This window comes from Kouleothrix sp., assembly GCF_046328425.1.
Taxonomy (GTDB): domain Bacteria; phylum Chloroflexota; class Chloroflexia; order Chloroflexales; family Roseiflexaceae; genus Kouleothrix.
In genome coordinates, this window is sequence record NZ_JAXLWP010000036.1 from 42,601 (window position 1) to 68,771 (window position 26,171).

The following is a 26,171-nucleotide window of genomic DNA, read 5'->3' on the forward strand; positions in this document are numbered from 1 at the left end:
GACCGCACCCGTATCGGGGCAGGCGGGAAGGGCCGACGCTGCACGAGCGGCGGCCCAGGCCAAAACAGAGTATGCTATACTCTTGCGCAGCGGCACGCGGCATAGCGCAGGAGGAACCCGATGACCGACCAGCAGCATATTCCGTCGCAGGTGCTCCGGCAGGTGTGCGAAAGTATCATCGACAACCTTGGCGAGCGCAGCCTGCGCCTGCTGTTCGCCCAGGCCGGCCTGGCGCGCTTCTACGCCGGCGGCGAGCTGCCCCCGGCCGACGATACGCCCTCGGCCACGGTGGCCGAGCTGAGCCATCTGTTTGCCACGGCCTTCCGCATCTTCGGCGACAAGGGCATGAAGCCGATCCTGCTGCGTGCCGGGCGCAACTCGCTCAAGCACTTTCGCGAGACGAACAAGGGCCTGGCGGCGCTGGCCGGCGCGGCGTTCAAGGTGCTGCCAACCGACGCCAAGGTCAAGCTGGTGCTCTCGCGCTCGGCCAAGATCGCCGAGGATCTGCTGCGCACGCCGCACCGCACCTACGACGACGCCGAGGGCTTCTATGTCGAGATCAGCGCCTGCCCGTACTGCGCCGGCAGCCAGGCCACCCGCCCGATCTGTTACTTTCCGATCGGCTTCTATGGCGAGGCGCTGCGCTGGGCCACCGGCGAGAGCTACCCCGTCGAAGAGACCGAGTGCATCGCCAGCGGCGGCCAGCTCTGCCGCATTCGCGTCGGCCGCTCGCCAGCGTAGGCGCCGAGCACGTAGAGGCAGAGAATGATCGCCGCGAAACCCCGCGAATTGAACCAACCCGTACGCAGCGGTATGGTCGTAATACAGAAGCAGGTGTCGCCGTGCCCTGAGTCATGCGCGCGCCACGCGCTGGCTGGTGTGGCCTCGCTTCCCGCAAGGTGGCTGCGCGGCTGCCCGCCAAACACAGCCCCATCCGATCTCGCAATAGCGCAGGACGCACCGTGACCACAATCTTTGTCTCCGGCCTGATCAACATCGAGACGACCGTGCAGGTCGATCGCTTTCCGATCGAGTACTCGCCGGTGCGCTACCCGTTCTTCGGCGTGCGCAGCACCGTCGCGGGCGTGGGCTACAACGTGGCCAAGGCGCTGGCGACGCTGGGCGACAGCGTGCGCCTCGCGTCGATCGTCGGCCGCGATATGCCCGGCGCGCTGGTGGACGCGCAGCTGCGCGCCGACGGCCTGCCCGGCGCGGATGTGCTGGCGCTGGCCGAGGCCACCGCGCAGTCGGCGATCTTGTACGACCCCGCCGGGCGCCGGCAGATCAACACCGACCTGAAAGACATTCAGGAGCTGCGCTACCCGCCCGAGCAGCTCGAGCGCGCCCTCGACGGCTGCGCGCTGGCGGCGCTGTGCAACATCAACTTCTCGCGCCCGATGCTGGCGCGCGCCAAGGCGCGCGGCATCGCGGTGGCCACCGACGTGCACGCGATCGGCGACCTGGACGACGCCTACAACCGCGATTTCATGGCCGCCGCCGACCTGCTGTTCATGAGCCACGAGCTGCTGCCGTGCGACCCCGAGGCGTGGGCGGCGCGCGTGCAGCAGCGCTACGGCACGCCGATCGTGGTGGTGGGGCTGGGCGCCGGCGGCGCGCTGCTGGCGGTGCGCGCCGACGGCTTCGTTGGGCGCTTCGCGGCCCACGCCGCGCGCCCGATCGTCAGCACCATCGGCGCGGGCGACGCGCTGTTCTCGGCGTTTCTGCACTCCTACGCCGCCGCCCCCGACCCCTACGCGGCGATCCAGCGCGCGATTGTGTTCGCCGGCTACAAGATCGGCTCCATCGGCGCGGCCGAGGGCTTCCTGAGCCACGCCGCGCTCGAGGCGCTGCTGGCCGAGCTGCCGGGCTAGGGCGCGCCTGGCTAAGAAGCTGGTGTGTGGCGGGGGCGGCTTGCCGCCCCCGCTTTGCTGCGCCGCGCCGGCGCATCTTTATGGAATTTTTATACCCCGCGCCACAAATCCCAACGCTATCTTTATACCAACCTCGCTATGATCAGCGGCAGCAGCGATGCGCGCCGGCGATGCGGCGCGCCGGAAACCAAAGGAGCTAGACGATGGATCTGCTGTACCTGGCCGCGGCAGTGCTGCTGTTCGCCCTGTCGTGGGGGCTTATCAAGCTATGCGAGCGACTATAGGAGCACGCCAATGACCGCGCTGTATCTGGTTGGGGCGATTGTATCGCTGGCCTTGCTGGTGTACCTGTTCGTGGCGCTTTTGAAACCGGAGCTATTCTGATGACACTCAACGGCTGCCTGCAGCTGCTGCTGTACCTGGCGGTGCTGATCGCGCTCGCCAAGCCGCTTGGCTGGTACATGGCCCGCGTCTACGACGGCCAGCCGGTCGGCATCGACCGCGTGCTTGGCCCGCTTGAGCGCCTGCTCTACCGGCTGTTCGGCACGCGCGCCGACGCCGAGATGGACTGGAAAGCATACACGGTCGCGATGCTGCTGTTCAACCTTGCTGGCTTTCTCGTGCTGTACCTGCTGCAGCGCGCTCAGGCGCTGCTGCCGCTCAACCCGCAAAGCCTCGGCGCGGTATCGCCCGACTCGGCCTTCAACACTGCGGCCAGCTTTGTGACCAACACCAACTGGCAGGGCTATGGCGGCGAGACCACCATGAGCTACCTGACGCAGATGCTCGGCCTGAATGTGCAGAACTTCGTTTCGGCCGCGTCGGGCATGGCTACGCTGGTGGCGCTGATCCGTGGCCTGCGCGCGCGCTCGGCCGCGACAATCGGCAACTTCTGGGTCGACATAACACGATCGACATTGTACATCCTGCTGCCGCTGGCGCTGCTGCTCGCGCTGGCGCTGGTGTCGCAGGGCGTGGTGCAGAGCTTCGGCAGCTACGCCGATGTGCCGCTGGTGCAGCCGCAGAGCTACCAGCAGCCCAAGCTGGATGCCAACGGCAACCCGCTGAAGGATGCTAGCGGCAACGACGTGGCCGAGACCGTGCCAGTGACGCGGCAGACGCTGCCGATGGGGCCGGCGGCCTCGCAGATCGCGATCAAGCAGCTCGGCACCAACGGCGGCGGCTTCTTCAACGCCAACTCGGCCCACCCGTTCGAAAACCCGACGCCGCTGGCGAACTTCCTCGAGCTGCTGGCGATCCTGCTGATCCCCGCCGCGCTGTGCTACACGTTCGGCAAAATGGTGGGCGACACGCGGCAGGGCTGGGCCATCCTCGCGGCCATGACGATCATCTTTGTGCCGCTGCTGCTGGGGGCGGTGCTGGCCGAGCAGAGCGGCAACCCGCAGCTGGCGCGCCTCGGCGCCGACACGGCCGCCAGCGATGCGCAGCCCGGCGGCAACATGGAGGGCAAAGAAACGCGCTTCGGCATTGTCAACTCGGCGCTGTGGGCCAGCGCCACCACCGCAGCATCAAACGGCTCGGTCAACGCCATGCACGACTCGTTCACCCCGCTAGGCGGGCTGGTGCCGATGTTTCTGATCAAACTTGGCGAGGTGATCTATGGTGGCGTCGGCTCGGGGCTGTACGGCATGCTGGTGTTCGCGATCATCGCGGTGTTTGTGGCCGGGCTAATGGTCGGCCGCACGCCCGAGTACCTCGGCAAGAAGATCGAGGCGTACGAGATGAAGATGTCGTCGCTGGTGATCCTGATCCCCGGCGCGCTGGTGCTGATCGGCACGGCCGCCGCGCTGATGACGCGCGCCGGCACCGCCACGATCTACAACCCCGGCCCGCACGGCTACAGCGAGGTGCTGTACGCCTTCGCCTCGGCCGCCAACAACAATGGCAGCGCCTTCGCCGGGCTTGGCGCCAACACGCCGTTCTACAACACCGCGCTGGGCATCGCGATGTTCTTCGCGCGCTACTGGCTGGCCATCCCCACCCTGGCGATTGCCGGCTCGCTGGCGAAGAAGAAGCTCGTGCCGGCTGGCCCTGGCACGCTGCCAACCCACACGCCGCTGTTTGTGGCGATGCTGGTGGGCGTGGTGCTGATCGTCGGCGCGCTCACGTTCATCCCGGCGCTGGCGCTCGGCCCGATCGTCGAGCACTTAATGATGGTTCAGTAGAATTAATTAAGGCTTACGCAGTCTGCGTTTTTAGCCTTCGGCAGAGCGGTACTTCTTTTCTCGTTGTGTAGATTTTCTGCGCGTAGCGCGGAAAATCTACACAAAGAATCGGCAAGCACCATGCTGCCCCAGGCAGATCATGCGCGAAATGCGGGCAGCCGCGTAAGCCCTGATATTGAGGAAACTATGACCCTTCAACCCAACAAGGCCCGCCCGCTGTTCGACCCGCCGATTGTGCGGCGCGCGCTGGCCGACTCGTTTAAGAAGCTCAGCCCGCGCCATCAGCTCAAAAACCCGGTGATGTTTGTCGTCGAGGTCGGCAGCGTGCTCACCAGCGCGCTGGCGCTCCAGGCGCTGCTGGGCCAGGGCGAAGCGCCGGCCGGCTTTATCGTGGCGATTGCGCTGTGGCTGTGGTTCACCGTGCTGTTCGCGAACTTCGCCGAGGCGATGGCCGAGGGCCGCGGCAAAGCCCAGGCCGACACCCTGCGCAAAGCCCGGCGCGATGTGCAGGCGAAGCGACTGACGAACGACGAACGGCGAAAGGTGAAAGATGGCAGTGGTGATGACGCGAGCCTTCGCCCCTCGCCATCCATCCTCCATTCCCATGAAGTGGTAGCGGCTTCGGAGCTGCGCAAAGGCGACGTGGTGCTGATCGAGGCCGGCGACTTCATCCCCATGGACGGCGAGGTGATCGAGGGCGTCGCCTCGGTCGACGAGAGCGCGATCACCGGCGAGAGCGCCCCGGTGATCCGCGAGAGCGGCGGCGACCGCTCGGCGGTGACGGGCGGCACGCGCGTGCTGAGCGACTGGCTGGTGGTGCGGGTGACGAGCAACCCCGGCGAGACGTTTCTCGACCGCATGATCGGCATGGTCGAGGGCGCCAAGCGCCAGAAGACGCCCAACGAGATCGCGCTGAACATCCTGCTGGCCGCGCTGACGATCATCTTTCTGCTGGCCACCATCACGCTGCTGCCGTTCTCGATCTACAGCGTCACGGCCGCCGGCCAGGGCAGCCCGGTGACGGTGACCGTGCTGGTGGCGCTGCTGGTGTGCCTGATCCCCACCACGATCGGCGGGCTGCTCAGCGCGATCGGCATCGCCGGAATGGATCGCATGATCCAGGCGAATGTGATCGCCATGTCGGGCCGCGCGGTCGAAGCAGCCGGCGACGTAGACGTGCTGCTGCTCGACAAGACCGGCACGATCACGCTGGGCAACCGCCAGGCCACCGCATTCCTCCCGGCCAATGGCAACGACCCGCGCGCGCTCGCCGACGCGGCGCAGCTTTCGAGCCTGGCCGACGAGACGCCCGAGGGGCGTAGCATTGTGGTGCTGGCCAAAGAGCAGTACAACATCCGCGAGCGCGCCATCCACGAGCTCGGCGCCGAGTTTGTGCCCTTCACCGCGCAGACGCGCATGAGCGGCGTGAACCTCGACGGCCACCAGATCCGCAAGGGCGCGGCCGACTCGATCGAGACGTATGTGCGCGGGCTGGGCGGCGACTTCCCGCCGGCCGTGCGCGAGACGGTTGAGGGCATCGCCAAGGCCGGCGGCACGCCGCTGGTGGTGGCCGACGGCGCGCAGGTGCTCGGCACCATCCAGCTCAAAGACATCGTCAAGGGCGGCATCAAAGAGCGCTTCGGCGAGCTGCGGCGCATGGGCATCAAAACCGTCATGATCACCGGCGACAACCCGCTCACCGCTGCGGCAATCGCCGCCGAGGCCGGCGTCGACGACTTCCTGGCCCAGGCCACGCCCGAGGCCAAGCTCAAGCTCATCCGCGAGTATCAGCAGGGCGGGCGGTTGGTGGCGATGACCGGAGACGGCACCAACGACGCGCCGGCGCTGGCCCAGGCCGACGTAGCCGTGGCGATGAACAGCGGCACCCAGGCCGCCAAAGAGGCCGGCAACATGGTCGACCTCGACTCGAACCCGACCAAGCTGATCGAGGTGGTGGAGATCGGCAAGCAGCTGCTGATGACCCGCGGCGCGCTGACGACCTTCTCGATCGCCAACGACGTAGCGAAGTACTTCGCGATCATCCCGGCGGCATTTGCCAGCACCTACCCGGCGCTGAACCGGCTGAATGTGATGGCGCTGGCGACGCCCGAGAGCGCGATCTTGTCGGCGGTGATCTTCAACGCGCTGATCATTATCTTTCTGATACCGCTGGCGCTGCGCGGCGTGCGCTACCGCGCGGTGGGCGCGGCCACGCTGCTGCGCGATAACCTGCTGATCTACGGCCTCGGCGGCATTGTCGTGCCGTTTATTGGCATTAAGCTCATCGACATGCTCCTGGTGGCGCTGCGGCTGGCGTGATGATTGACAAGCGACCAAAGACGAATGACCAAAGACGAAGGACAAGTGACCAAAGACGAAGGACAAGTGACCAAAGACGAAGGACAAGTGACCAAAGACGAAGGACCAAAGACGAATGACAAGCGACCAAAGACGAATGACGAATGACAAACCGTCGCCCTCCGTCCTGCGTCCTCCGTCCTGCGTCCTCCGTCCTTCGTCCTGCGTCCTCCGTCCTGCGTCCTCCGTCCTTCGTCCTCTGTCCTCCGTCCTGCGTCCTGCGTCCTCCGTCCTTCGTCCTCCGTCCTCCGTCCTCCGTCCTGCGTCCTCCGTCCTGCGTCCTATATAGGAAAGAAGACACTCAGATGGCAACTCTCCGCTCTCAGCTCCGCCCGGCGCTTGTGGCGCTGCTCAGCCTGACGCTCATCACCGGCGTGATCTACCCGCTGTTGGTGACCGGCGTCGCGCAGGCGCTGTTTCCGTACCAGGCCAACGGCAGTATAATCACCAACGCGTCCGGCCAGCCGGTTGGCTCGGCGCTGATCGGCCAGCAGTTCGACGACGCGAAATACTTCTGGGGCCGGCTCTCGGCCACCGCGCCGGTGCCCTACACCGCATTCAACGCCGACAGGCTCACCGGCTCGTCGGGCTCGAACTACGGCCCGCTCAACCCGGCGCTGCGCGACGCGGCGCAGGCGCGCGTCGACGCGCTCAGGGCCGCCGACCCCGGCAACACCGCGCCCATCCCGGTCGATCTGGTCACAGCCTCGGCCAGCGGCCTCGACCCGCAGATCAGCCCGGCCGCTGCGGCGTACCAGGTGGCGCGGGTGGCGCGGGCGCGCGGCCTCGATCAGGCGCGCGTGCGCGAGCTGGTGGCGAAGCACACCGAGGGCCGCACGCTGGGCCTGCTGGGCGAGCCGCGCGTGAATGTGCTCGCGCTGAACCTCGATCTCGATACACTGAAGTGAGCAGCATATGCGAACAATCGAACTTGCCGGCGACTCGATCGACTGGACGGCGGCGGTGGAGGCTGTAAGCGCAAGCGGCGAGCCGGCCGTGCTGACGCTGCATGGCGTGGCGTGTGGCCTGCTGCTGCCCGAGCACACCGCCCGCCGCCTGGCGGCGCGCTACGCGCCGGCGCCGCCCGCCGCCCACGATACTGCAGTGGCCTGGATGGGCGAGGCGCGCAACTACCTCGAGCTGCTGCGCGCCGACCCGACCATGGTGCCGGTGGTCGACGGCCAGCCGCTCGAGTTCGTCACCATGATGAACTCAAGCTACATCGACCCGCAGCAGCTGTACCAGTTCAAGCACCCGGTCACGCGCCAGATCTACATCTATCGCTCGGGCGAGCTGCAGCGCGCGATCGGCCATACGTTCGTCAGCGTCGATTTCGTGCCCGACAACCCCAAGGGCTTTGTCGAGGGCAAGGGCTAATAACTCACCGCTCTGCCGAAGGCAAAACGCGCACCGCGTAAGTTCTACCTATAAGAGGCGGGCCGCGAGCCTGGGGCTCGCGCCCGGGCTGGTATGCAGCAACGACCCGATTCCGACGCGATCCTCGACCAGATGCGTCAGGAAACCCACGCCCCGGCGCGCGGGCGGCTGAAGATCTTCTTCGGCGCCGCGCCGGGGGTTGGCAAGACCTACGCCATGCTCAGCGAGGCCCGCGAAAAGCAGGCCGCCGGCGCCGACGTGCTGGCCGGCGTTGTCGAAACCCACGGCCGCGCCGAGACCGAGGCGCTGCTGCAGGGCCTTGCGCTGCTGCCGCGCCGCGAGATCGCCTACCACGGCATTGTGCTGCGCGAGTTCGACCTGGACGCAGCGCTGGCCCGCCGCCCGCAGCTCATCCTGGTCGACGAGCTGGCGCACAGCAATGCGCCCGAGTCGCGCCACGCCAAGCGCTGGCAAGACGTCGCCGAGCTGCTCGACGCCGGAATCAGCGTGTACAGCACCGTGAACGTGCAGCACGTCGAAAGCCTGAACGACGTCGTCGCGCAGATCACCGGCGTGACCGTGCGCGAGACCGTGCCGGACTCGATCCTCGAGCGCGCCGACGAGATCGAGCTGGTCGATCTGCCGCCCGACGAGCTGCAGGAGCGGCTGCGCGAGGGCAAGGTGTATGTGCCGCAGCAGGCCGACCGCGCGATCAAGAGCTTTTTCCGCAAGGGCAACCTGATCGCGCTGCGCGAGCTTGCGCTGCGCCGCACCGCCGACCGCGTCGACGAGCAGATGCGCAGCTACCGGCGCGACCAGGCGATCACCGCCGTGTGGCCGGCGCAGGAGCGCGTGCTCGTCGGCGTCCACGCCGGCGCCACGGCCAGCCGGCTGGTTCGCACCGGGCGGCGTATGGCCATGCAGCTGCGCGCGCCCTGGTACGTGGTGTATGTCGAGGCGCCGGCCGAGCTGCGGCTGCCCGCCAGCGCCCAGGACGAGGTGCTTCAGGCGCTGCGCCTAGCCGAGCAGCTCGGCGCCGAGGTAGCGACGCTCAGCGGCGAGCATGTCGTCGATGAGCTGCTGGCGTTCGCGCGCACCCACAATGTCACCAAGATCGTCGTGGGCAAGCCGCGCCGCCCGCGCTGGCGCGAGCGCCTGTTCGGCTCGCTCGTCGGCACGCTGATCCGCCAGAGCGGCGAGATCGACGTGTATGTGATCAGCGAGGAGCCCGAGCCCGCGCCCACGCGCCTGCGCGCGCCTGAGGAGCCGGCCGGCTGGAACGGCTACCTGGCGAGCATTGCCGTGCTGGTGCTGATCACCGGCCTGGGCTACCTGGCGCGCGTGCTGTACCCATCGTTTGCCGAGGCGAATGTGATCATGGCCTACCTGCTGGCGGTGATGGCTGTGGCGCTGCGCTACGGCCGCGGGCCGTCGATCCTGGCGGCGGTGCTCGGCGTGCTAGCGTTCGATTTCTTTTTTGTGCGGCCCTTCCTGACATTCGTGGTCTCCGACACGCAGTACCTACTGACATTCGCGGCGCTGCTGTTTGTGGCGCTGGTGGTGGGCACGCTGACGGTGCGCCTGCGCCAGCAGGCCGACGCGGCGCGCCAGCGCGAGCGCCGCACCGCCGCGCTCTACGCCATGAGCCGCGACCTGGCGAACGTGCGCGAGGCCGCGCAGCTGCTGCGCGCGGCGGTGCGCCACCTGCACGAAACCTTCGAGAGCCAGGTGGTGCTGCTGCTGCCCTGCGGCCCGGCCAGGCGCCTGCAGCCGTGGGGCGATGTCAGCGGCTGGTGGCGCGAGGATGTCGAGCAGCGCATGGTGTTCGTGCCCGACGCGCGCGACGTCGGCGTGGCGCAGTGGGTGTACGACCACGGCCAGATCGCCGGCATGGGCACCACCACGCTGCCGGCCTCGCAGGCGCTGTACCTGCCGCTGCTCGGCGTGCAGGGCGGCGTGGGCGTGCTCGGGTTGAAGCCGGCCCAGCCGCAGCGCGTGATCGCGCCGCACCAGCGCCACCTGCTCGAGACATTCGCCAACCAGATCGCGCTGGCGCTCGAGCGCGCCCAGCTGGCCGACGAGGCCCAGCGCCAGCGCGTGCAGGCCGAGACCGAGCGCCTGCGCAGCACGCTGCTCAGCACGATCTCGCACGATCTGCGCACGCCGCTGGCCAGCATCACCGGCGCCGCCAGCGTGCTGGCCGATCAGGAGGCTATGCTGCCGCCCGCCACCCGCCAGGAGCTGGCGCTGGCGATCTCCGACGAGGCCGACCGGCTCAACCGCCTGGTGACCAACCTGCTCGATATGACGCGGCTGGAGGCCGGCGCGGTGCGGGTGGTGAAGGAGTGGCAGCCGCTCGAAGAGGTGATCGGCACCGTGCTGCAGCGCCTGGAGCAGGCGCTGCGCGACCGCCCGGTCGCCGTCGAGCTGCCGCCGGGCCTGACGCTGGTGCCGCTCGACGGCGCGCTGATCGGCCAGGTGCTGGCGAACCTGCTCGACAACGCCGCCAAGTACGCGCCGCCCGGCAGCCCGATCGCGATCAGCGCCACCAGCGGCCCGCGCGAGGTGCTGGTGGCCGTGGCCGACCGCGGCGCCGGGATCGCGCCCGGCGACGAGCAGCGGATCTTCGAAAAATTCTACCGTGGCCAGGGCAGCGCCGGCGCGGCGGGCGCGGGGTTGGGCCTGGCGATCAGCCATGGTATTATCACCGCGCACGGCGGGCGTATCTGGGCCGAGAACCGCCCCGGCGGCGGGACGGTCATCCGCTTTACGCTGCCGCTTGAAGGCACGCCGCCGCAGCTGCAGGATGAGCCCGATGCCTGAGCCGAAACATACGATCCTGGTGATCGAAGACGAGCTGCAGATCCGCCGCTTTCTGCGCGCCACGCTGCTGGGCCACGGCTACCGCTGCCTCGAGGCTACCACCGGGCAGGAAGGGCTGCTGCTGGCCACCAGCCAGGCGCCCGACGTGATTATTCTCGACCTCGGGCTGCCGGATATCGACGGCCTGCAGGTGACGCGGCAGCTGCGCGAGTGGGCGCGCATGCCGATCATTGTGCTTTCGGCGCGCGGCCAGGAGAGCGATAAGATCGCCGCGCTCGACGCCGGCGCCGACGACTACCTGACCAAGCCGTTCGGCGTTGGCGAGCTGCTGGCGCGGCTGCGCGTGGCCCTGCGACACCAGCAGCACCGTGGCTCCGAGCACGACGACCCGCTGTTCCGCGTCGGGGCGCTGCAGGTCGATCTCGCGCGCCGCCAGGTGTCTGTGGGCGGCAGCGAGGTGCACCTCACGCCGATCGAGTACAAAATGCTCACCGAGCTGATCCAGCACGCCGGCAAAGTTGTGACGCACCAGCAGCTGCTGCGCGCGGTGTGGGGCCCGAACTACACCACCGAGACGGCGTACCTGCGCGTGTATATGGGCCAGCTGCGCCACAAGCTCGAGGCCGACCCGGCCCGGCCACGCTACCTTGTGACCGAGCCGGGTGTCGGCTACCGGCTCAGGCTCGAAGAGTGAGCCGTGGCTGCCTTAGCGGCCGACGTAGCGCAGCCGGAAGATCCGGCCGCCCAGGTCGTCGGATATCAGCAGGCTGCCGTCGCGGTCGGCCAGCAGCCCGGCCGGGCGGCCCCACACGTCGCCGTTCGCATTCCAGCCGCGCACCAGGTCCTCGGTCGCGATCGGCCTGCCGCTCTTGAAGCGCACGCGCGCCACGCTGTAGCCGCCCAGCGTCTGCACCTGGTCTTTGGCGGTGCCGTGGAACGCCACTAGCGCGTCGCCCTGGTAGGCCGCAGGAAAGCCGAAGCGGTTGTAGAACACCAGGCCCAGCGGCGCCCAGTGCGGCGGGAAGTTCAGCGCCGGGGCGATTGTGGCGGCGCACTTGCCGGGGTCGGCAAACTCCGGGTTGGGCACGCGGTCGTCGTAGCAGTACGGCCAGCCGTAGTTGCCGCCCTGCACGATCTGGTTCAGCTCGTCGTGCACGCGGTCCTGGCCCAGGTTGTTGCGGCCCATGTCGGCGCCCCACAGCTCGCTGGTGCCCGGCCGCCAGTCGAAGCCCACGGTGTTGCGCAGCCCCGAGGCGTACACCTCTAGCCCGCTGCCGTCGACGTTCATACGCACAATCGCCGCGCGCAGCGGCGTGTCTTCGACGCACACATCGCACGACGAGCCGATCGAGACGTACAGCTTGCCGTCGGGGCCGAGCGCCACCGTGCGCGTGCGGTGGCCGTACAGGTCTTTGGCGCCGCTCGGCAGCGCGGCGATCTGGTCGACCTGGCGCGCCGCGCCGCTGCTGTCGAAGTTGCTCAGGCGCACCAGCCGGTCTTCGGCGGCGGCGAGCAGCTGCCCGCCGACAAACGCGACGCTGTGCACGGCCGCCAGCCCGCCGGCGATCGTCTGGGCCTGGTCGAAGCGGCCGTCGCCGTTCCAGTCGCGCAGCCGCACCACCTGGCTGGTGGTATGCGATCCGAACACAACCGAGCCGTCGGCCGGGTCGATCGCCATGAAGCGCGGCGTTGGCATGCCGGCGGCGGCCTCGCTGATGGTGAAGCCGGCGGGCACCTCGAGCGGGTGCGGCCAGCCGGGCTGCTGCACCGCGTGGTACTGGGTCGGGCCGGTGCCGGCATTCACGTCGTACAGCTCGGCGCCGAGGCGGCCCAGCAGCACCTTGAACGGATCGGGGTTGGTAGGCACATACTCAAAGCGCGCGCGCTCGAACCACTGCGTCAGCACGCTGAAGCCCGAGCTGTTGGTCTCGGTCGCCGGCTCGGAGAGCGGGTAGCCGAACAGCGCCAGGCTTTCGTCGAAGCTGGTGCCGCGCCGGCCGTCGAACTCGAGGCCGTGGCCGCGCCAGTAGCTCAGGAACGGCTCGCAGACGCTGTGGCCGGTGGCCGCGAAGAACTCGCAGCCGGGCTGCGGCTGGCCCTTGGGGAACGTCTGCCAGTCGCGGCCCTGGCGGCGCAGCGCCTCGTCGCCGAGGCGGCCCAGCAGCACGTCGTAGGGCGGCTTGTTCGCCGGGTGGGCCTCGAAGCGCTCGCGCTCGAGCCACTGCGCCACGAACTGGCCCTCGGCGCCCTGCTCGGAGCGCTGCTCGCCGATCGGCAGGCCAAACACCGCCAGGCCGCCGTTGGCCGCCCAGAACTGCTCAAAGCGCCCGGCCAGGCACTGGCCGGTTTCGGGGAAGCAGCGCTCGGCCGGCGCGGCCTGCGCGGCTGGCGCTAGCGCTGCCAGCAGCAGCGTGCCCGCCAGCAGGCTCAGTATCGCTCGGATCATTGGTCGCTCGCTTTCGTGTGTGTCTTCTCTGCGCTTATGCTAGCTGCGCCGCGCGGCCGCGCATATGATAGCCCGCGAACGCGCGGCTGAGATCCTTCGGCAGGTCGATTTCAGATGGCGGGCGCAGTCGCGCCGATGTGCCCTTTTCGGGCGGCTTCTGGGTGGGAAAAGGCGATCCGCCGCGTGCGCAACGCCGGTGGCGCATGCCTCGTGGCATGCACGCGCGTGCTGGTTTGCCCTGAGGCATGCGCGCCGGGCATCGCTCGCCAGCACAGCGCTTGTTCAACCTCAAGCGGCAGGCTCGGCCGGGCTGAGCGCCACCACGCGCGCGGCCAGCGCGGCCGGCCAGGGCCAGCCATGGCGCGCGGCGATTGCGCCGCACACCTGCTGGGCCAGCAGCGTCGCCGCGCCAAACGCCCGCGCAAGCTCGTCCGGGTCGGCGCCGGCGAAGCAGCGCTCGAGCGCGGCGAGGCGCGCGGGCGCCAGCGCCTGCTCGATGCCGAGCATCGCCGAGCTATTGCGCCAGCGCTCGGTCGCGCCGGCCTCGAGCCGCAGCAGCGCCGCCAGGTTGCCCAGCACGATCGCGGTGTACTCTTGGTGCGCCACCAGCCACTGCTGGCGCAGCAGCTTGGCCCAGGTGCGCAGCGCGTAGTACCAGAAATCGCCGCAGACCTGCTCGAAGGCCGCGTGCGCGTCGGCCGGGCCGAGCGGCCGGCCGACGATCCGCGCCACGCGCTCGCCGATCGCGCCGCCGGTGGCGTCGTACAGCAGCATATGGCCAACCGAGCGCGGCGCGCACGGCCACTCGAGGATGCGGTCGAGCTCGCTGGCGGGGTAGAAGTTGAAGTCGACGCGCAGCGGCAGCGGCGCGGCGTCGAGCGCGGCCCAGGGCTTGCCCAGGCCGCTGGTGTAGGCCAGCAGCACCGTGCCGAACTGCGCCAGCCACTCGCGCCAGCCGCGCTCGAACGCCGGCAGGTCGGCGTCGCGCACAAATAGCACAATGTCGGCATCCGAGAGCGCGTCGCCGCGCCCTTCGCTGGTCGAGCCGTAGTCGAGCACGCCGGCAATGCGCGCGTCGGCGGCGGCGGCGGCCAGCAGCCGCGCCACAAATCGCTCGCGGGTAAGCATATCCGTCACGGCGCGCTCCTTCTGCCCGAGAGGTATAGGCCTCGCTAGCTCTTGGTTTCGACGACCAGCACCTGCTGGAGCGGCGGGTCGGGCGGGAGCGTCACAATCAGCGTCAGGCCGCGGCCGATCGGCGCGGGCACCCCAAGGTCGAACGATGTCGACTGGTTCGGGTCGAGCGTGGCGCCGCCGCTGCCGGTGGTAGCGTAGGTGATGCCGGCGCTGTCGCGGAACGCGAACGCGCCGGGCGGGATCGTCAGCGGCGCGCTGGTGATATTGGTGATCGTCCCGCTGATCTGGGTGTGGTCGCCGGCGCGCTGCACCTGGCGCACCTCTATGCGCGCGCGCGGCCCGCTGGCCACCGGCGTGAGCGCCGGCACCGCCTGCCCGCCCAGCAGCCGGTCGCGCAGCCCGGTGAGCTGCTGCTGCACGGCGGGCGGCAGGCTCGGCAGGTGCACCTGCGGCAGCTCGAAAGGTTGCGCCGTCGGCGCGTTCGGGTCGGTCGGGCGCGGCGCAAAGCGCTGCTGCAGCGCGGCGTTGTTCGGCCCGCCGCCGGCCCGGCTGCTGATCACGATCAGCAGCAGCGCCAGCAGCACCCCGCCCAGCCAGATCACCAGCGTGTTTCGGCTCTCGCCCATATGCCAGCTCCCTCAAAGCTGCTTCGTCGCCGGCATGATACCATCTCTTGTCGCAGTTGTGCGCACAGGGCTTGACAGCGCTCTCGCGCAGCTTATAATAAGCCAGCTCATCAATCCCGCAAAATGTCCTGGTAGCTCCGCAGCAGTGTAAGGAAATGTGGCGACAAACAGGCGGCCGCCTGTCTGCTGCTATGTTCGTGCGTGTTTTCACACGGAAAGGAGCAACTTTGTGTCCAAACCTCGTGTTCTAGCGCTGCTCGTACTGGCGCTAGTGCTGCTGGTGCTGGCCGGGTGTGGCCAGGGCGGCACGGCCAGCACGCCAACCTCCGCACAGGCTCCCCAGGCCACCGCCGCGCCGGCGGCCAGCGCCAACGACCTGCTGGCCGACGTAAAGAAGCGCGGCAAGCTGCTGATCGCCACCGACGCCAACTACAAGCCCCAGAGCTTCAAAAACCCCGACGGCTCGTTTGAGGGCTTTGACGTCGACGTCGGCCGCGAGGTCGCCAAGCGCCTGGGCGTGCAGGCCGAGTTCGTCGACGTGAACTTCGACACCGTGACGGCCGGCAGCTGGAATGGCCGCTGGGATATCAACGTCGGCTCGATGACGATCACGCCCGACCGGCGCAAGGCGCTGTTTTTCAGCAGCCCGTACTACTACACCCCGGCGGCATTCGCGGTGCACAAGGACAGCAAGGCCGCCTCGATCGACGACCTCAAGGGCAAGAAGGTTGGCGTCGGCGCGGCCACCACCTACCTCGACTACCTGCAGGGCAAGCTGAATCTCGAGGGCGAGACGATCCTCAAGCCCGCGCCCGATGGCGCGACGGCGCAGGTGTACGATACCGACGCGCTGGCGCTGACCGATCTGGCGCTCGGCGACGGCACGCGCCTCGACGCGGTGCTCACCGCGCTGCCGACGATCGAGGACGCGGTCAAGGGCGGCCAGCCGTTCAAGGTGCTGGGCGACCCGGTGTACTACGAGGATCTCGGCATCGCGCTCGATCAAAAGAGCCCGCTCGACTCCAAGGGCCTCGCCGACGCGATCAGCGCGATCGTCGACGATATGCACAAGGACGGCACGCTCACCGCGCTGGCGAAGAAATACTACAGCAGCGACCTGACCAGCAAGAAGTAGCTGGGCGGCTCGCGCCGGCGCCGCTCCGCGCGGCGTGGGCATCCGTGCGCCATATACCAGAATGTGCTGCCTGGCCGAAGGCACAAACGCTAGCCACGTGCATCGTAATAGACTTTATTGGACGTAAGTGGGGTTGGGGCCGCAGGCCCCCAAGAAGCCTCTCTTGGTGGGGCGTGTACGGCCGCAAAACGAGCATACACGCCCCGCCAGGGCGGTTCGGCGGGGCAAAGCCCCCCAGGCTCCTGTATTTCCGATGAAGCCTAATGACAAGGGGGCCTCATGGCAAAGGAAGCCCTGGATCTACAGGCGATCACCGCGCGCCGCCGGCCCTGGAGCGGATTCCGCGCCTCGCTGATCGCCTGGTGGTGCGTCTGGCTGCTGGTGCTGCTGTTCTTCTTCAGCGGCGCGCGCTTCTCGATCGGCCCGGTCACAATCAAAACGATCGCGCTCGACTGGGGGTTTATCGCCACCTGGTGGCCGTTTATCTCGCGCGGCGTGATCGTCACCTTTCAGCTCTCGATCATCTCGATCATCCTGGCGGTAGTGCTGGCGCTGCTGTCCGCGCTGGCCCGGCTCTCGCGCGTGGCGCCGCTCAACAGCCTGGCGGGCCTGTATATCTCGCTGATGCGCGGCACGCCGCTGTTCCTGCAGTTCATCTTTATCTACTCGGCGCTGCCGCAGCTCGGCCTGGTGCTGAACGCGTTTCCCTCGGCCGTGCTGGCGCTGAGCCTGAACTACGGCGCCTACATGAGCGAGATCTTCCGCGCCGGCATTCAGGCGGTGGGCCGCGGCCAGACCGAGGCCGCAGCCGCGCTGGGCATGACGCCGTGGCAGACCATGCGGCGGATCGTGCTGCCCCAGGCGCTGCGGATCATCACCCCCGACATCGGCAACCAGTTCATTGCCATGCAGAAGGATACCTCGCTGGCCAGCGCAATCACCCTGCTCGAGCTGATGGGCCTGGCGCGCCAGGCCGGCGCGCCGCGCCAGCGCTTCTTCGAGGCGCTGGTGGTGGCGGCGATCTGGTACTGGCTCATGACCATCGTGCTGACCTACTTCCAGGGCAAGCTCGAGCACCGCATGGCGCGCAGCGACCGTTAGTAGCCGACTGCAGATTGCCTGCCGGGTAGGCGCGCGGAGCGTGCAATCTGCACTATTCAATTGGCAACAGTATGCAGCCAATCGTCCAGGTCGAAAACCTGCACAAACGCTTTGGTGGCCTCGAAGTGCTCAAGGGCGTGAACCTGCGGGTGGCGCCGCGCGAGGTCGTGTGCCTGATCGGCCGCTCGGGCTCGGGCAAAAGCACGCTGCTGCGCTGCATCAACTTCCTCGAAGAGCCCGACGAAGGCCGCGTCACGGTCGCGGGCATCAGCGTGCCGGCCGGCGAGCGCACCCGCGAGCACCGCCAGCAGATCATCGAGCTGCGCCAGCGCGCCGGCATGGTATTTCAGAGCTTCAACCTGTTCCCGCACAAAACCGTGATCGAAAACCTGATCGAGGCGCCCGTGGTTGTCAAGGGCATGCAGCCGAGCCAGGTGATACCGCTGGCCGAGCAGCTGCTGGCCAAGGTTGGCCTGGCCGAGAAGCGCGACGTCTACCCCAGCAAGCTCTCGGGCGGCCAGCAGCAGCGCGTCGCGATCGCGCGCGCGCTCACAATGCAGCCGCAGGTGATGCTGTTCGACGAGCCGACCTCGGCGCTCGACCCAGAGCTGATCGGCGAGGTGCTGGCGGTGATGCGCGACCTCGCGCGCGACGGCATGACCATGATCGTCGTAACGCACGAGATCGGCTTCGCGCGCGAGGTCGCCGACCGCGCGATCTTCATGGACGGCGGCGTGTTCGTCGAGGAAGGGCCGCCCGAGCAGTGCCTGAGCAACCCGCGCGACGAGCGCACGCGCCGCTTTCTCGAGCGCATCCTGTAGTGTGCGCCGGGCAACTATCCAGGCTCGTGCAACGTCTTTCGGCCGCTCGCTCTGCCTGCTCCTCTATCGGGCATAACCAACGTTGGCGTCGTGGTGCGGATCGCAACGCGACCGCACCACGACGCCAACAATACCCCCTCACCCCAAGCGCACGAGCAGGGGAAGAGGGTGAGAAAACGGCTTTGCGCGAGCCCTGGGCAACTATCCATAACGCTTGACAAACCAAACCGCATCGAATACACTACGCGCCACACCACACCAAGCTGCGAATATCCAGGGGTCAAAGTTCAGTGTTGCAATTGCCCCACTGTGGCGTTGGGAGTTCACTGGAATGTTCTTGACGTAGAAGGAGGAGATCGGCCAAGGTACGCGAGGCAGCGATCGACCCAGCAGCACACGAGCAGCGCGCTGCGAATGGCCACCTGGCATTTCATATTCGTTTACCCGATTGTTCGTAGCCCGAACACAGATTCCGCAAGTATGAAGGAGCAACCATGAAACGGCGAGTTAGCTTGTTCCTGCTGATCTCGGTTACCGCCGGCCTGCTGGCGGCGTGTGGTGGCGGCGGCACGCCGCGTCGCCCACGGCCCTGGCGAGCGGCGGCGGCGCAGCGGCGGCTACGGCCCCGGCTGCGGCCGCAGGCGGCGGCGAGGGTGGCACCATCAAGATCGTCTCGTCGCTGCCGCGCACCGGCTCGTCGAAGGGCCAGTCGGATACGGTGGTGAATGCGATCAACCAGCGCCTGAAGCAGGACAACAGCCAGGCGTGCAATGGCCAGTTCAAGATCACCTACGAGGATATGGACGACGCCACCGCCGCAGCTGGCAAGTGGGACCCGACGCAGGAAGCCAACAACGCCAACAAGGCTGCCGCCGACGCCGACGTGATGGTGTACATCGGCACCTTCAACTCGGCGCCGCGAAGGTCTCGATCCTGATCCTCAACCAGGCCGGCCTGGTGATGATCAGCCCGGCCAACACCTACCCTGGCCTGACCAAGCCGGGCAAGGGTGAGGCCGGCGAGCCCGAGAAGTACTACCCGAACGGCAAGCGCAACTACACTCCGGTGCGTGGTGCCCGCCGACGACCTGCAGGCGCAGCGGCCGCCAACTGGGCCAAGGAACTGGGCGTGAAGAGGCTCCTACATCCTGCACGACACCAGAGAGACGTACGGCAAGGGCATTGCCGACGTGTTCCGCGCCAAGGCCAAGGAGAATGGCTTCGAGGAGAAGGGCTACGAGGGCATCGACAAGAAAGCCCAGGACTACAAGGCCCTCGGCACAAGATCAAGAGCGCGAACCCCGACCTGGTGTACTTCGGCGGTATCACCCAGAACAACGCCGGCCTGCTGCTGAAGGACCTGCGCGCTGCTGGCTACACCGGCAAGTTCATGGGCCCCGACGGCATCTACGAGGACGCGTTCCTCGAGGCGGCGGGCGAGGCCGGCGAGGGCGCCTACGCGACCTTCGGCGGCGTTCCGGCCTCGAAGCTCACCGGCAAGGGCAAGGAGTGGTACGACGCGTACAAGAAGGAGTTCAACAGCGAGCCCGAGGTGTACGCGGTGTACGGCTACGAGGCCACCAACGTCGCGCTGAACGCGATCAACAAGGTCTGCAAGAAGGACCGCGCGGCCATCCTCGACGCGGTGTTCTCGACCAAGGACTTCGACGGCGTGACCGGTAAGTTCAGCATCGACGCGAACGGCGACACCAGCCCGACGACCATGAGCGGCGTGCAGGTGAAGGGTGGCAAGTTCGACGCCGATACCACCACCGTGCTGGAAGTGTCCTCCGGCAGGCGCGGCTCGCGGCGCCATCCTGCGCGAGCGCGCGCCACCAGTGGGGAGCGCGGGGCTGGCGTAATGCCCCGCGCTTCCCATGCGTACCACGGCGTAACGGTTTCATCTTGAAGGAGACCCTGATGGCCAACGGCGCAACCGGCTGCCCGCCCTGCAAGCCAAAATATCGGTCGATGGATCGTCGGCGTAACAGCGGCGCTCCTGCTGGCGCTGGTACTCTTCCGATCCTCAGCCAGGCGATCTAAAACCCCAGCCTGCTGGCTCAACAGCTGGATCACCGGCGTCTCGAAAGGCGCGATCCTCGCGATCATTGCGCTCGGCTACACCCTGGTGTATGGCATCATCGAGCTGATCAACTTCGCCCACGGCGATGTGTTTATGTCGGCTCGTTTGCCGCGCTGATGCTGATCGGCTTGACTGGCTGGAATCGTACGACGCCACCCCTGCAGCGCGCTGACGCTGTTCGTTATCCTGATCTTCGTCGTGATGTGCTTCACGGGTTCTTGAACTATGCATCGAGCGGATCGCTCATCGCCGCCTCGCTAACGCCTGCTCTGGCGCCGCTGATCTCGGCGATCGGTATCTCGTTTATTCTGCAATGGGTTTTGCTGTGGGGCAAGCTGCCGTGGCGCCGTGGCGATACCGGCGCGCTGTACGGCCTGGTGGTGTTTGTGGTGCCGGTTCGCCGCTGGCCTGTGGGGCATTGCGCTGAACCGCCGCGTGAAGACCGACCGGGCGATTGCGCGGCTGGCGCTGTGGCTCGTGCCGCTGCTGCTGCTCACGGCCATCTCGGTCTCGGCGCTGAACGCCACGCGCAACGCCGTGCTTGGCCCCGAGGGCAGCCCGGCGCGCGTCGAGCTTGAGATCGCGCCAAGCACCCCAAGATCATGGGCACGACCGACGTGGCGTCGAAAGACGTGCCGGCGGGCCTGGTGTCGACGAATAACCTCTTCGGCGAAGGCGCGCCGATTTGAGCTGGCTTGACGTGGCCGTGGTGCTGGTGAGCGTGTCGCTGATGACTGGCTATCTTGCTTGTGCAGCGCACGAGCGCCGGCAAGGCTATGCGCGCCACCGCCCAGGATCGCGACGCTGCGCGCCTCATGGGTATTGATGTCGACCGCACGATCTCGCTGGCGTTTTTGCTCGGCGGCGCGCTGAAAGCTGGCGGCCGGCCTGATCGCCGCGATCTATACCACTCAGGTGGTGTTCGACCTGGGCTTCAAGGCCGGCTTGCTCTCGTTCACGTCGGCGGTGCTCGGCGGCATTGGCAATGTCGTCGGCGCGATGCTCGGCGGTTTCCTGATCGGCCTGATCCAGACGCTGTCGGACCAGTATTTGGCGACACAGTGGACCAACGCCGTGATCTTCGGTATCCTTGTGGCCATTCTGGTCTTCCGCCCCACCGGCCTGCTCGGTGAGGATGTCGGACAGAAAGCGTAGGTGCGGGCGATGGGTAAGGTACGATTTGGTATCTGGGCCGGCGTCGCCGCGTCGCGACGATTCTGATTGCCGGCGGGAAAAACCGTGTGGATGGCCGCGCTGATCGTCGGCCTGATCATCGGTCTGCTCTCGGCAAACAACGAGTCGCTCAAGACGCCGCGCGATGGTGTGCGCTACGGCTTGCTGAATGGCGTGGCCGCCGGCGTGGTGCTGGATCATTCGCTGGTGCTGCTGGCGCAGCCTGTGGCTCGACCCGCTGGCGGCCAGACGGCGCTCGACATAGCCATTGGGACTGGCGCCGCCGGCTCGGCGCTGGTGGCCGGCCTGATCGGCCTGGTGGACGTGGTGGCGGTGGCGGCGATCCTCTCGGCTAGCCAGCACCTCGCCGGCATCGGCCGCACGCCCGCTTCGTTGGCGCGGTGGTCGGCGCGTTTCTGCTGTTCCTGCCGCAGATCGACCGCGGCCTCGGCCTGGCATGGCTCGGCGATATCATCCCGATCATGATCTTTATCATCCTGGCGCTGGGTCTGAATATCGTGGTTGGCTATGCCGGCCTGCTCGACTTAGGCTACGCCGCGTTTTTCGCGATCGGCGCCTATACCGCCGGCATGCTCTCCTCGACGCACCTGTCGGGCCAGTTTGGCTCGAACTTTCAGCTCTCGTTCTGGCTGGTGATCTGGATCGCCGCCGCCGTCGCCGCGATGTTTGGCATCATCCTCGGCGCGCCGACGCTGCCGCTGCGCGGCGATTACCTGGCGATCGTGACGCTGGGCTTCGGCGAGATTGTGCCGATCTTGTTCACCAACCTCGATGCCGTCGACTGGATCAAAACTTCGACTGGCGAGCCGCTGAACCTGACCGGCGGCGACCCGGGCATCAGCGCGATCGCCCCGCCGTTCCTGCCGATCGTGCAGCGCCTCGACGGCTCGGGGGCGATGATTATCGAGCTGATCGGCTTTGTGCTGGTGGTGCTCGCCGCGCTCTACCTGGTGCGCCGCGTGCTCGACGACGAGCGCGCCGCCAGGAAGTCGACCACGCTGACAAAGATCGTCGGCGGGCTGCTGGCCGTGTTCCTGCTGTATGCGTTCTTCTATGGCACCGACATCGGCGGCACACCCCTGGCGATCCCCGGCACCAGCGGCGCCGGCCAGTTCCTGCCAACCGAGCGCACGCCCTGGTACTACCTGATTATCGTGATCTTTGGCTTCTCGATCTTCTTCATCAACCGCCTGCGCCGCTCGCGGCTCGGCCGCGCCTGGATGGCCATGCGCGAGGATGAGCTGGCCGCTGCCTCAATGGGCATCGACCTGGTGCGCACCAAGCTGCTGGCGTTCGCGCTCGGCGCGACGTTCTCGGGCTTCGGCGGCGCGTTCTACGGCGCCTACCTCGGCTCGATCACGCCATCCAGCTTTCAGTTCGATAAGTCGGTGCTGATCTTGTGTATGGTGATCCTTGGCGGCCTCGGCAATATCCCTGGCGTCATCCTCGGCGGCCTGATCATCGTCTCGGCCGATATCTTCTTCCTCAACCGCCTGACCGACCTGCTCAAGCAGATCGCGTCGAACTCGAACAACGAGGCCCTGGCCAACTTCAAGGCCTCCGACTACCGGCTCATGCTGTTTGGCATCGTGCTGGTGATCATGATGCTGGTGCGGCCCGAAGGCCTCGTGCCCAGCGCGCGCCGCCGCGCCGAGCTGCACGCCGACGAGGAGACCGCGCGGCACGAGAACGCGAGCGCGTTTGATGTCGAGCATAATAACGCTCAGCTGAGCACGGAGTAACCATATGGCGCCTGTACTCGAAGCGACTGGCATTACCAAGCGCTTTGGCGGCCTCGTGGCCGTCAACAACGTGGACTTCGTGATCGAGCGCGGGTCGATCAGCGGCCTGATCGGCCCCAATGGCGCTGGCAAGACCACGTTCTTCAATATGATCACTGGGCTGTACACCCCTACCACCGGCACGCTGCTGTTCGATGGCGTACAGCTCAATGGCCTGAAGCCACACCAGGTGACGGCGCTTGGCATCGGGCGCACGTTCCAGAATATTCGCCTGTTCGCGAATATGACCGCGCTTGAGAATGTGATGGTCGGCCAGCACCCGCGCATGCGCGCCGGCGTGTTCGGCACGCTCATCCGCTCGAAGGCCATGAGCCAGGAAGAAGAGCGGGTGCGTAGGCGCGCGCTCGACCTGCTCGACTTCGTGGGCCTCGGCCGCAAGCGCGCCGACGAGACGGCCAAGAACTTGCCGTACGGCGACCAGCGCCGGCTCGAGGTGGCGCGCGCCCTCGGCACCGACCCCAAGCTGCTGCTGCTCGACGAGCCGACCGCCGGTATGAACCCGGCCGAGACCGACGACCTGACGCGGCTGATCTACCACCTGCGCAGCGACTACGAGAGCCCTTCGCGCAAGGAAAAGGGCGTGACGGTGCTGCTGATCGAGCACGATATGAAGGTGGTGATGGGCATCTCCGAGAAGGTGACCGTGCTCGACCACGGCGCGAAGATCAGCGAGGGCCTGCCCGGCGAGGTGCAGAGCGACCCGCAGGTGATCGAGGCGTACCTCGGCAAGGGCGCGGCTGCCCACGGCAAGGGCGGCCGAAAATCGACGGCCACTGCGGCGCTAGGCTAGCGGATGATTTGTCCACAGATTACAAAAGTACCGTCCCGCCGAAGGCTAAGAACGCTGACTGCGGAAGTCTTGCAATCTGTGTAATCTGTGCAATCTGTGCAATCTGTGGATTGATGAGGGCACTATGGCGCTTCTGGAACTGAAAGACGTTCACACCTACTACGGCAACATCCACGCCCTCAAGGGCATCTCGCTCACGGTTGAAAAAGGCGAGATCGTCACGCTGATCGGCTCGAATGGCGCCGGCAAGAGCACCACGCTGCGCACGATCTCGGGCATTACGCCGCCGCGCCAGGGCCAGGTGACGCTTGAAGGCCAGCGGATCGACCAGATTCCCGCGCACAAGGTCGTGAACCTTGGCGTGCTCCAGTCGCCGGAGGGCCGGCGGATCTTCCCGCGCCTGACGGTGCGCGAGAACCTCGAGATGGGCGCGTTTACCCGCACCGATAAAACCAATATCGCGAGCGATATGGAGCGGGTGTTCGGCCTGTTTCCGCGCCTGAAGGAGCGCGTTGGCCAGTACGGCGGCACGCTCTCGGGCGGCGAGCAGCAGATGCTGGCGATCGGCCGCGCGCTGATGGGCCGGCCCAAGGTGCTGCTGCTCGACGAGCCGTCGATGGGCCTGGCGCCGGTGCTGGTCGAGCAGATCTTCAATATCATCAAAGATATCAACTCCCAGGGCACCACCATTCTGCTCGTCGAGCAGAACGCGCTCATGGCGCTTGGCATCGCCCACCGCGGCTACGTGCTGCAGACTGGCCAGATTGTGCTGTCGGACTCGGCCAAGGCGCTGAGCGAGAACGAGACGGTGCAGAAGGCCTACCTGGGCATGGAGTAGCCACCTCAGCCACCGAAACGCGCCAGCAGCCGCCGACGAGCGCTTCGTCGGCGGCTGCTGCGTTGTGGGCGCCTCTAAGCGCCGGGCGAGCGGCCGCTCACATACGCCAGAAAGCGCGCGCCCGTCGGCCCGCTGCGGATGTCGGCGTAGCCGGCTTCGGCATACATGCTGGCGTACTCGGCAATGCTGATATGGCTCATCGGCGCTGCAGAAGAGTGCGCCAGCAGGCGGCCGACCAGCCCATGAGGCGCAATCTCGGCGTCGACGGTCAGGAACATGCCGCCGGGCTTCAGCACACGGCGAATCTCGCGCAGTCCGGCGCGCTTCTGCTCGTCGCTCAGGTGGTGAAACATGAGCCGGCCCATCGCCAGATCGAACATGCCGTCGGGAAAGGGCAGCGCCTCGATCCCGCTAGCCTGGAAGCGCGCGGTCGAGCCGGCTCGGCGGGCGTTGCGCTGGGCGCGCGCCACCATCTCGGGTGCGGGGTCGATGCCGTAGGCCGCGCCGTGTGCACCGGCCGCGCGCTGGGCGGCGCGCGTGAGGCTGCCTGGCCCGCAGCCCACGTCGAGCACCGTGTCGCCCGGGCGGATGCCGGCAATCGCAATCACGCGCGCGTCGCTCAGGCGCGAGATGCGCTCGAGGAACAGATCGTAGGCCGTGGCCCAGTGGATTACGTGGCCGCCCCGGCTGGCTATGTGGCTGTGGCTGGCATGGTGCATGGTCATTTCCTCCTAAAACAGTCTATTCCATACCGAACATTGTGTTCGAGATCGGTTATACTACCGGGAGGGGCGCCGGGCAATAACCAGATGCCGGGCGACTATTCATTAGCGAACAGCGCTGCCCCGATTGTGCGAGAACGTGAGGACGCCAGATGAAGACCGAGCAGACCGATCGGCGCGTGCGGCGTACCCGCCACCTGCTGACCGACGCGCTGCTGGCGCTGATGCGCGAGCGCCAGTACGGCGAGATTACCGTGCAGGATATTCTCGACCGGGCCGACGTTGGTCGCTCGACGTTCTACGCCCACTTTTACGACAAAGACGACCTGCTGATGAGCGGGTTCGAGCGTCTGCACAGCCTGTTTGATCTGCCGGCCGACCAGTCGGCGCCGGTGGAGCGCTTCAGCCTGGTGTTTTTCCGCCACACCGCCCAGCACCAAGCCGAGTACCGCGCGATCGTCGGCAGCCGCGGCGGCGAGCACGTGCTGCGGCGGGTCGAGCAGTTTCTGGCCGAGCGCTTGGCCGAGCGCCTGGCGCGGATTGTGCCCGGCGAAGCGGCCGACGCGCGGCTGCGCAGCATTGCGACGCTTCACTGTGCCTCGACGCTGTTTGAGCTGCTGGCGTGGTGGTTTGAGCAGAAGCAGCCCTACAGCCCCGAGCAGATGAGCGCGCTGTACGCCACGCTGGTGCTGCCCGGCCTGTGCGAGCTGCTGAAGATCGAGCGGGCGCCGGCCGAGCGGCTGCTGTGACGCTGCCAGCGCTCTGCCGAATGCTGAGCGCCCCTGATTCTGTATCTGTGTGCGTTTTTCCGCGCTCTGCGCAGAAAAACGCACACGCAACGATGGCTGAGTACCATGCTGCC

At 67.3% G+C, this 26,171-nt stretch carries 27 protein-coding genes; 23 read left to right on the forward strand and 4 right to left on the reverse strand.

Annotated elements, in window-relative coordinates; translation table 11 throughout:
* The first annotated feature begins 120 nt into the window (after window positions 1-120).
* The 10 genes from U0177_RS25605 (at window position 121) to U0177_RS25650 (ending at window position 11,309) form a co-directional block, all read left to right on the forward strand.
* Window positions 121-741 (forward strand): 4-vinyl reductase, encoded by a 621-nt coding sequence (locus tag U0177_RS25605; protein ID WP_409573511.1) that lies wholly within the window; start codon window positions 121-123, stop codon window positions 739-741.
* A gap of 221 nt (window positions 742-962) precedes the next feature.
* Window positions 963-1,871, forward strand: a complete 909-nt coding sequence (locus U0177_RS25610) for a carbohydrate kinase family protein (protein ID WP_409573512.1) — start codon at window positions 963-965, stop codon at window positions 1,869-1,871.
* A gap of 294 nt (window positions 1,872-2,165) precedes the next feature.
* Window positions 2,166-2,255, forward strand: coding sequence for a K(+)-transporting ATPase subunit F (gene kdpF, locus U0177_RS25615; RefSeq protein WP_409573513.1), 90 nt, complete (start codon window positions 2,166-2,168; stop codon window positions 2,253-2,255).
* On the forward strand, window positions 2,255-4,057 hold the full coding sequence (kdpA, locus tag U0177_RS25620) for a potassium-transporting ATPase subunit KdpA (protein ID WP_409573514.1): 1,803 nt from the start codon (window positions 2,255-2,257) through the stop codon (window positions 4,055-4,057). The genes kdpF and kdpA overlap by 1 nt, the downstream gene beginning before the upstream one ends.
* 186 nt (window positions 4,058-4,243) lie before the next feature.
* Window positions 4,244-6,376, forward strand: coding sequence for a potassium-transporting ATPase subunit KdpB (gene kdpB / locus U0177_RS25625; protein ID WP_409573515.1), 2,133 nt, complete (start codon window positions 4,244-4,246; stop codon window positions 6,374-6,376).
* 24 nt (window positions 6,377-6,400) lie between these two features.
* Window positions 6,401-6,523: a hypothetical protein gene (locus tag U0177_RS25630; RefSeq protein WP_409573516.1), complete on the forward strand. Its 123-nt coding sequence runs from the start codon at window positions 6,401-6,403 to the stop codon at window positions 6,521-6,523.
* A gap of 197 nt (window positions 6,524-6,720) precedes the next feature.
* Window positions 6,721-7,323 (forward strand): potassium-transporting ATPase subunit KdpC, encoded by a 603-nt coding sequence (gene kdpC, locus U0177_RS25635; RefSeq protein ID WP_409573517.1) that lies wholly within the window; start codon window positions 6,721-6,723, stop codon window positions 7,321-7,323.
* A gap of 7 nt (window positions 7,324-7,330) precedes the next feature.
* The gene (locus U0177_RS25640) at window positions 7,331-7,792 is read left to right on the forward strand and encodes a hypothetical protein (protein ID WP_409573518.1); all 462 of its coding nucleotides are present in this window, start codon (window positions 7,331-7,333) and stop codon (window positions 7,790-7,792) included.
* A 93-nt stretch (window positions 7,793-7,885) separates the two neighbouring features.
* Window positions 7,886-10,615 (forward strand): DUF4118 domain-containing protein, encoded by a 2,730-nt coding sequence (locus U0177_RS25645; protein ID WP_409573519.1) that lies wholly within the window; start codon window positions 7,886-7,888, stop codon window positions 10,613-10,615.
* Entirely contained in the window at window positions 10,608-11,309 is a 702-nt protein-coding gene (locus tag U0177_RS25650; protein ID WP_409573520.1) for a response regulator, read from the forward strand. Before U0177_RS25645 ends, U0177_RS25650 begins: the two co-directional genes overlap by 8 nt.
* Window positions 11,310-11,321: 12 nt before the next feature.
* Here U0177_RS25650 and U0177_RS25655 read toward each other — a convergent pair whose 3' ends face one another.
* The 3 genes from U0177_RS25655 to U0177_RS25665 all read right to left on the reverse strand — a co-directional run bounded on the left by U0177_RS25655 (window position 11,322) and on the right by U0177_RS25665 (window position 14,824).
* On the reverse strand, window positions 11,322-13,061 hold the full coding sequence (locus U0177_RS25655) for a PQQ-dependent sugar dehydrogenase (protein WP_409573521.1): 1,740 nt from the start codon (window positions 13,059-13,061) through the stop codon (window positions 11,322-11,324).
* Window positions 13,062-13,349: 288 nt separating this feature from the next.
* Entirely contained in the window at window positions 13,350-14,189 is an 840-nt protein-coding gene (locus U0177_RS25660; protein WP_409573536.1) for an aminoglycoside 6-adenylyltransferase, read from the reverse strand.
* Window positions 14,190-14,233: 44 nt separating this feature from the next.
* Complete coding sequence (locus U0177_RS25665) at window positions 14,234-14,824, reverse strand: hypothetical protein (protein ID WP_409573522.1); 591 nt, start codon at window positions 14,822-14,824, stop codon at window positions 14,234-14,236.
* Window positions 14,825-15,053: 229 nt separating this feature from the next.
* Between U0177_RS25665 and U0177_RS25670 the strand changes: the two genes are divergently transcribed.
* The 12 genes from U0177_RS25670 (at window position 15,054) to U0177_RS25725 (ending at window position 24,587) form a co-directional block, all read left to right on the forward strand.
* Window positions 15,054-15,959 (forward strand): transporter substrate-binding domain-containing protein, encoded by a 906-nt coding sequence (locus U0177_RS25670; protein WP_409573523.1) that lies wholly within the window; start codon window positions 15,054-15,056, stop codon window positions 15,957-15,959.
* 279 nt (window positions 15,960-16,238) lie between these two features.
* A complete protein-coding gene (locus U0177_RS25675; protein WP_409573524.1) occupies window positions 16,239-17,060 on the forward strand; it encodes an amino acid ABC transporter permease in 822 nt (273 codons plus the stop codon).
* Window positions 17,061-17,140: 80 nt separating this feature from the next.
* Window positions 17,141-17,881, forward strand: coding sequence for an amino acid ABC transporter ATP-binding protein (locus tag U0177_RS25680; protein WP_409573537.1), 741 nt, complete (start codon window positions 17,141-17,143; stop codon window positions 17,879-17,881).
* Window positions 17,882-18,434: 553 nt separating this feature from the next.
* Window positions 18,435-18,818, forward strand: a complete 384-nt coding sequence (locus U0177_RS25685) for a hypothetical protein (RefSeq protein WP_409573525.1) — start codon at window positions 18,435-18,437, stop codon at window positions 18,816-18,818.
* 23 nt (window positions 18,819-18,841) lie between these two features.
* Complete coding sequence (locus tag U0177_RS25690) at window positions 18,842-19,789, forward strand: branched-chain amino acid ABC transporter substrate-binding protein (RefSeq protein ID WP_409573538.1); 948 nt, start codon at window positions 18,842-18,844, stop codon at window positions 19,787-19,789.
* Between the two features lie 162 nt (window positions 19,790-19,951).
* Window positions 19,952-20,080: an ABC transporter permease subunit gene (locus U0177_RS25695; RefSeq protein WP_409573539.1), complete on the forward strand. Its 129-nt coding sequence runs from the start codon at window positions 19,952-19,954 to the stop codon at window positions 20,078-20,080.
* 267 nt (window positions 20,081-20,347) lie between these two features.
* Window positions 20,348-20,662 carry a hypothetical protein gene (locus U0177_RS25700; RefSeq protein WP_409573526.1) on the forward strand — a complete coding sequence of 105 codons (315 nt, stop codon included), beginning with the start codon at window positions 20,348-20,350 and terminating at the stop codon, window positions 20,660-20,662.
* Window positions 20,663-20,878: 216 nt separating this feature from the next.
* Window positions 20,879-21,118: an ABC transporter permease subunit gene (locus U0177_RS25705; RefSeq protein ID WP_409573527.1), complete on the forward strand. Its 240-nt coding sequence runs from the start codon at window positions 20,879-20,881 to the stop codon at window positions 21,116-21,118.
* 66 nt (window positions 21,119-21,184) lie between these two features.
* On the forward strand, window positions 21,185-21,622 hold the full coding sequence (locus U0177_RS25710; protein WP_409573528.1) for a hypothetical protein: 438 nt from the start codon (window positions 21,185-21,187) through the stop codon (window positions 21,620-21,622).
* Window positions 21,538-22,899, forward strand: a complete 1,362-nt coding sequence (locus U0177_RS25715) for a branched-chain amino acid ABC transporter permease (RefSeq protein ID WP_409573529.1) — start codon at window positions 21,538-21,540, stop codon at window positions 22,897-22,899. Before U0177_RS25710 ends, U0177_RS25715 begins: the two co-directional genes overlap by 85 nt.
* 4 nt (window positions 22,900-22,903) lie before the next feature.
* Window positions 22,904-23,749 carry an ABC transporter ATP-binding protein gene (locus U0177_RS25720; protein WP_409573530.1) on the forward strand — a complete coding sequence of 282 codons (846 nt, stop codon included), beginning with the start codon at window positions 22,904-22,906 and terminating at the stop codon, window positions 23,747-23,749.
* A 124-nt stretch (window positions 23,750-23,873) separates the two neighbouring features.
* Window positions 23,874-24,587, forward strand: coding sequence for an ABC transporter ATP-binding protein (locus tag U0177_RS25725; protein ID WP_409573531.1), 714 nt, complete (start codon window positions 23,874-23,876; stop codon window positions 24,585-24,587).
* Between the two features lie 74 nt (window positions 24,588-24,661).
* Here the strand turns inward: U0177_RS25725 and U0177_RS25730 are convergent, their stop codons facing one another.
* Window positions 24,662-25,312 carry a class I SAM-dependent methyltransferase gene (locus tag U0177_RS25730; protein ID WP_409573532.1) on the reverse strand — a complete coding sequence of 217 codons (651 nt, stop codon included), beginning with the start codon at window positions 25,310-25,312 and terminating at the stop codon, window positions 24,662-24,664.
* A 149-nt stretch (window positions 25,313-25,461) separates the two neighbouring features.
* On the opposite strand from U0177_RS25730, the gene U0177_RS25735 reads away from it, so the two are divergent.
* Window positions 25,462-26,058 carry a TetR/AcrR family transcriptional regulator gene (locus U0177_RS25735; RefSeq protein WP_409573533.1) on the forward strand — a complete coding sequence of 199 codons (597 nt, stop codon included), beginning with the start codon at window positions 25,462-25,464 and terminating at the stop codon, window positions 26,056-26,058.
* Window positions 26,059-26,171 lie beyond the last annotated feature (113 nt).

What these genes read in the sequence shown, in the direction of transcription:
- U0177_RS25605 (WP_409573511.1), top strand. Translation starts at nt 121, where the DNA reads ATGACCGACCAGCAGCATATTCCGTCGCAGGTGCTCCGGCAGGTGTGC.
- kdpF (WP_409573513.1), top strand. Translation starts at nt 2,166, where the DNA reads ATGACCGCGCTGTATCTGGTTGGGGCGATTGTATCGCTGGCCTTGCTG.
- kdpA (WP_409573514.1), top strand. Translation starts at nt 2,255, where the DNA reads ATGACACTCAACGGCTGCCTGCAGCTGCTGCTGTACCTGGCGGTGCTG.
- kdpB (WP_409573515.1), top strand. Translation starts at nt 4,244, where the DNA reads ATGACCCTTCAACCCAACAAGGCCCGCCCGCTGTTCGACCCGCCGATT.
- U0177_RS25630 (WP_409573516.1), top strand. Translation starts at nt 6,401, where the DNA reads ATGACCAAAGACGAAGGACAAGTGACCAAAGACGAAGGACAAGTGACC.
- kdpC (WP_409573517.1), top strand. Translation starts at nt 6,721, where the DNA reads ATGGCAACTCTCCGCTCTCAGCTCCGCCCGGCGCTTGTGGCGCTGCTC.
- U0177_RS25640 (WP_409573518.1), top strand. Translation starts at nt 7,331, where the DNA reads ATGCGAACAATCGAACTTGCCGGCGACTCGATCGACTGGACGGCGGCG.
- U0177_RS25645 (WP_409573519.1), top strand. Translation starts at nt 7,886, where the DNA reads ATGCAGCAACGACCCGATTCCGACGCGATCCTCGACCAGATGCGTCAG.
- U0177_RS25650 (WP_409573520.1), top strand. Translation starts at nt 10,608, where the DNA reads ATGCCTGAGCCGAAACATACGATCCTGGTGATCGAAGACGAGCTGCAG.
- U0177_RS25655 (WP_409573521.1), bottom strand. Translation starts at nt 13,061, where the DNA reads ATGATCCGAGCGATACTGAGCCTGCTGGCGGGCACGCTGCTGCTGGCA.
- U0177_RS25660 (WP_409573536.1), bottom strand. Translation starts at nt 14,189, where the DNA reads ATGCTTACCCGCGAGCGATTTGTGGCGCGGCTGCTGGCCGCCGCCGCC.
- U0177_RS25665 (WP_409573522.1), bottom strand. Translation starts at nt 14,824, where the DNA reads ATGGGCGAGAGCCGAAACACGCTGGTGATCTGGCTGGGCGGGGTGCTG.
- U0177_RS25675 (WP_409573524.1), top strand. Translation starts at nt 16,239, where the DNA reads ATGGCAAAGGAAGCCCTGGATCTACAGGCGATCACCGCGCGCCGCCGG.
- U0177_RS25690 (WP_409573538.1), top strand. Translation starts at nt 18,842, where the DNA reads ATGATCAGCCCGGCCAACACCTACCCTGGCCTGACCAAGCCGGGCAAG.
- U0177_RS25720 (WP_409573530.1), top strand. Translation starts at nt 22,904, where the DNA reads ATGGCGCCTGTACTCGAAGCGACTGGCATTACCAAGCGCTTTGGCGGC.
- U0177_RS25725 (WP_409573531.1), top strand. Translation starts at nt 23,874, where the DNA reads ATGGCGCTTCTGGAACTGAAAGACGTTCACACCTACTACGGCAACATC.
- U0177_RS25730 (WP_409573532.1), bottom strand. Translation starts at nt 25,312, where the DNA reads ATGACCATGCACCATGCCAGCCACAGCCACATAGCCAGCCGGGGCGGC.
- U0177_RS25735 (WP_409573533.1), top strand. Translation starts at nt 25,462, where the DNA reads ATGAAGACCGAGCAGACCGATCGGCGCGTGCGGCGTACCCGCCACCTG.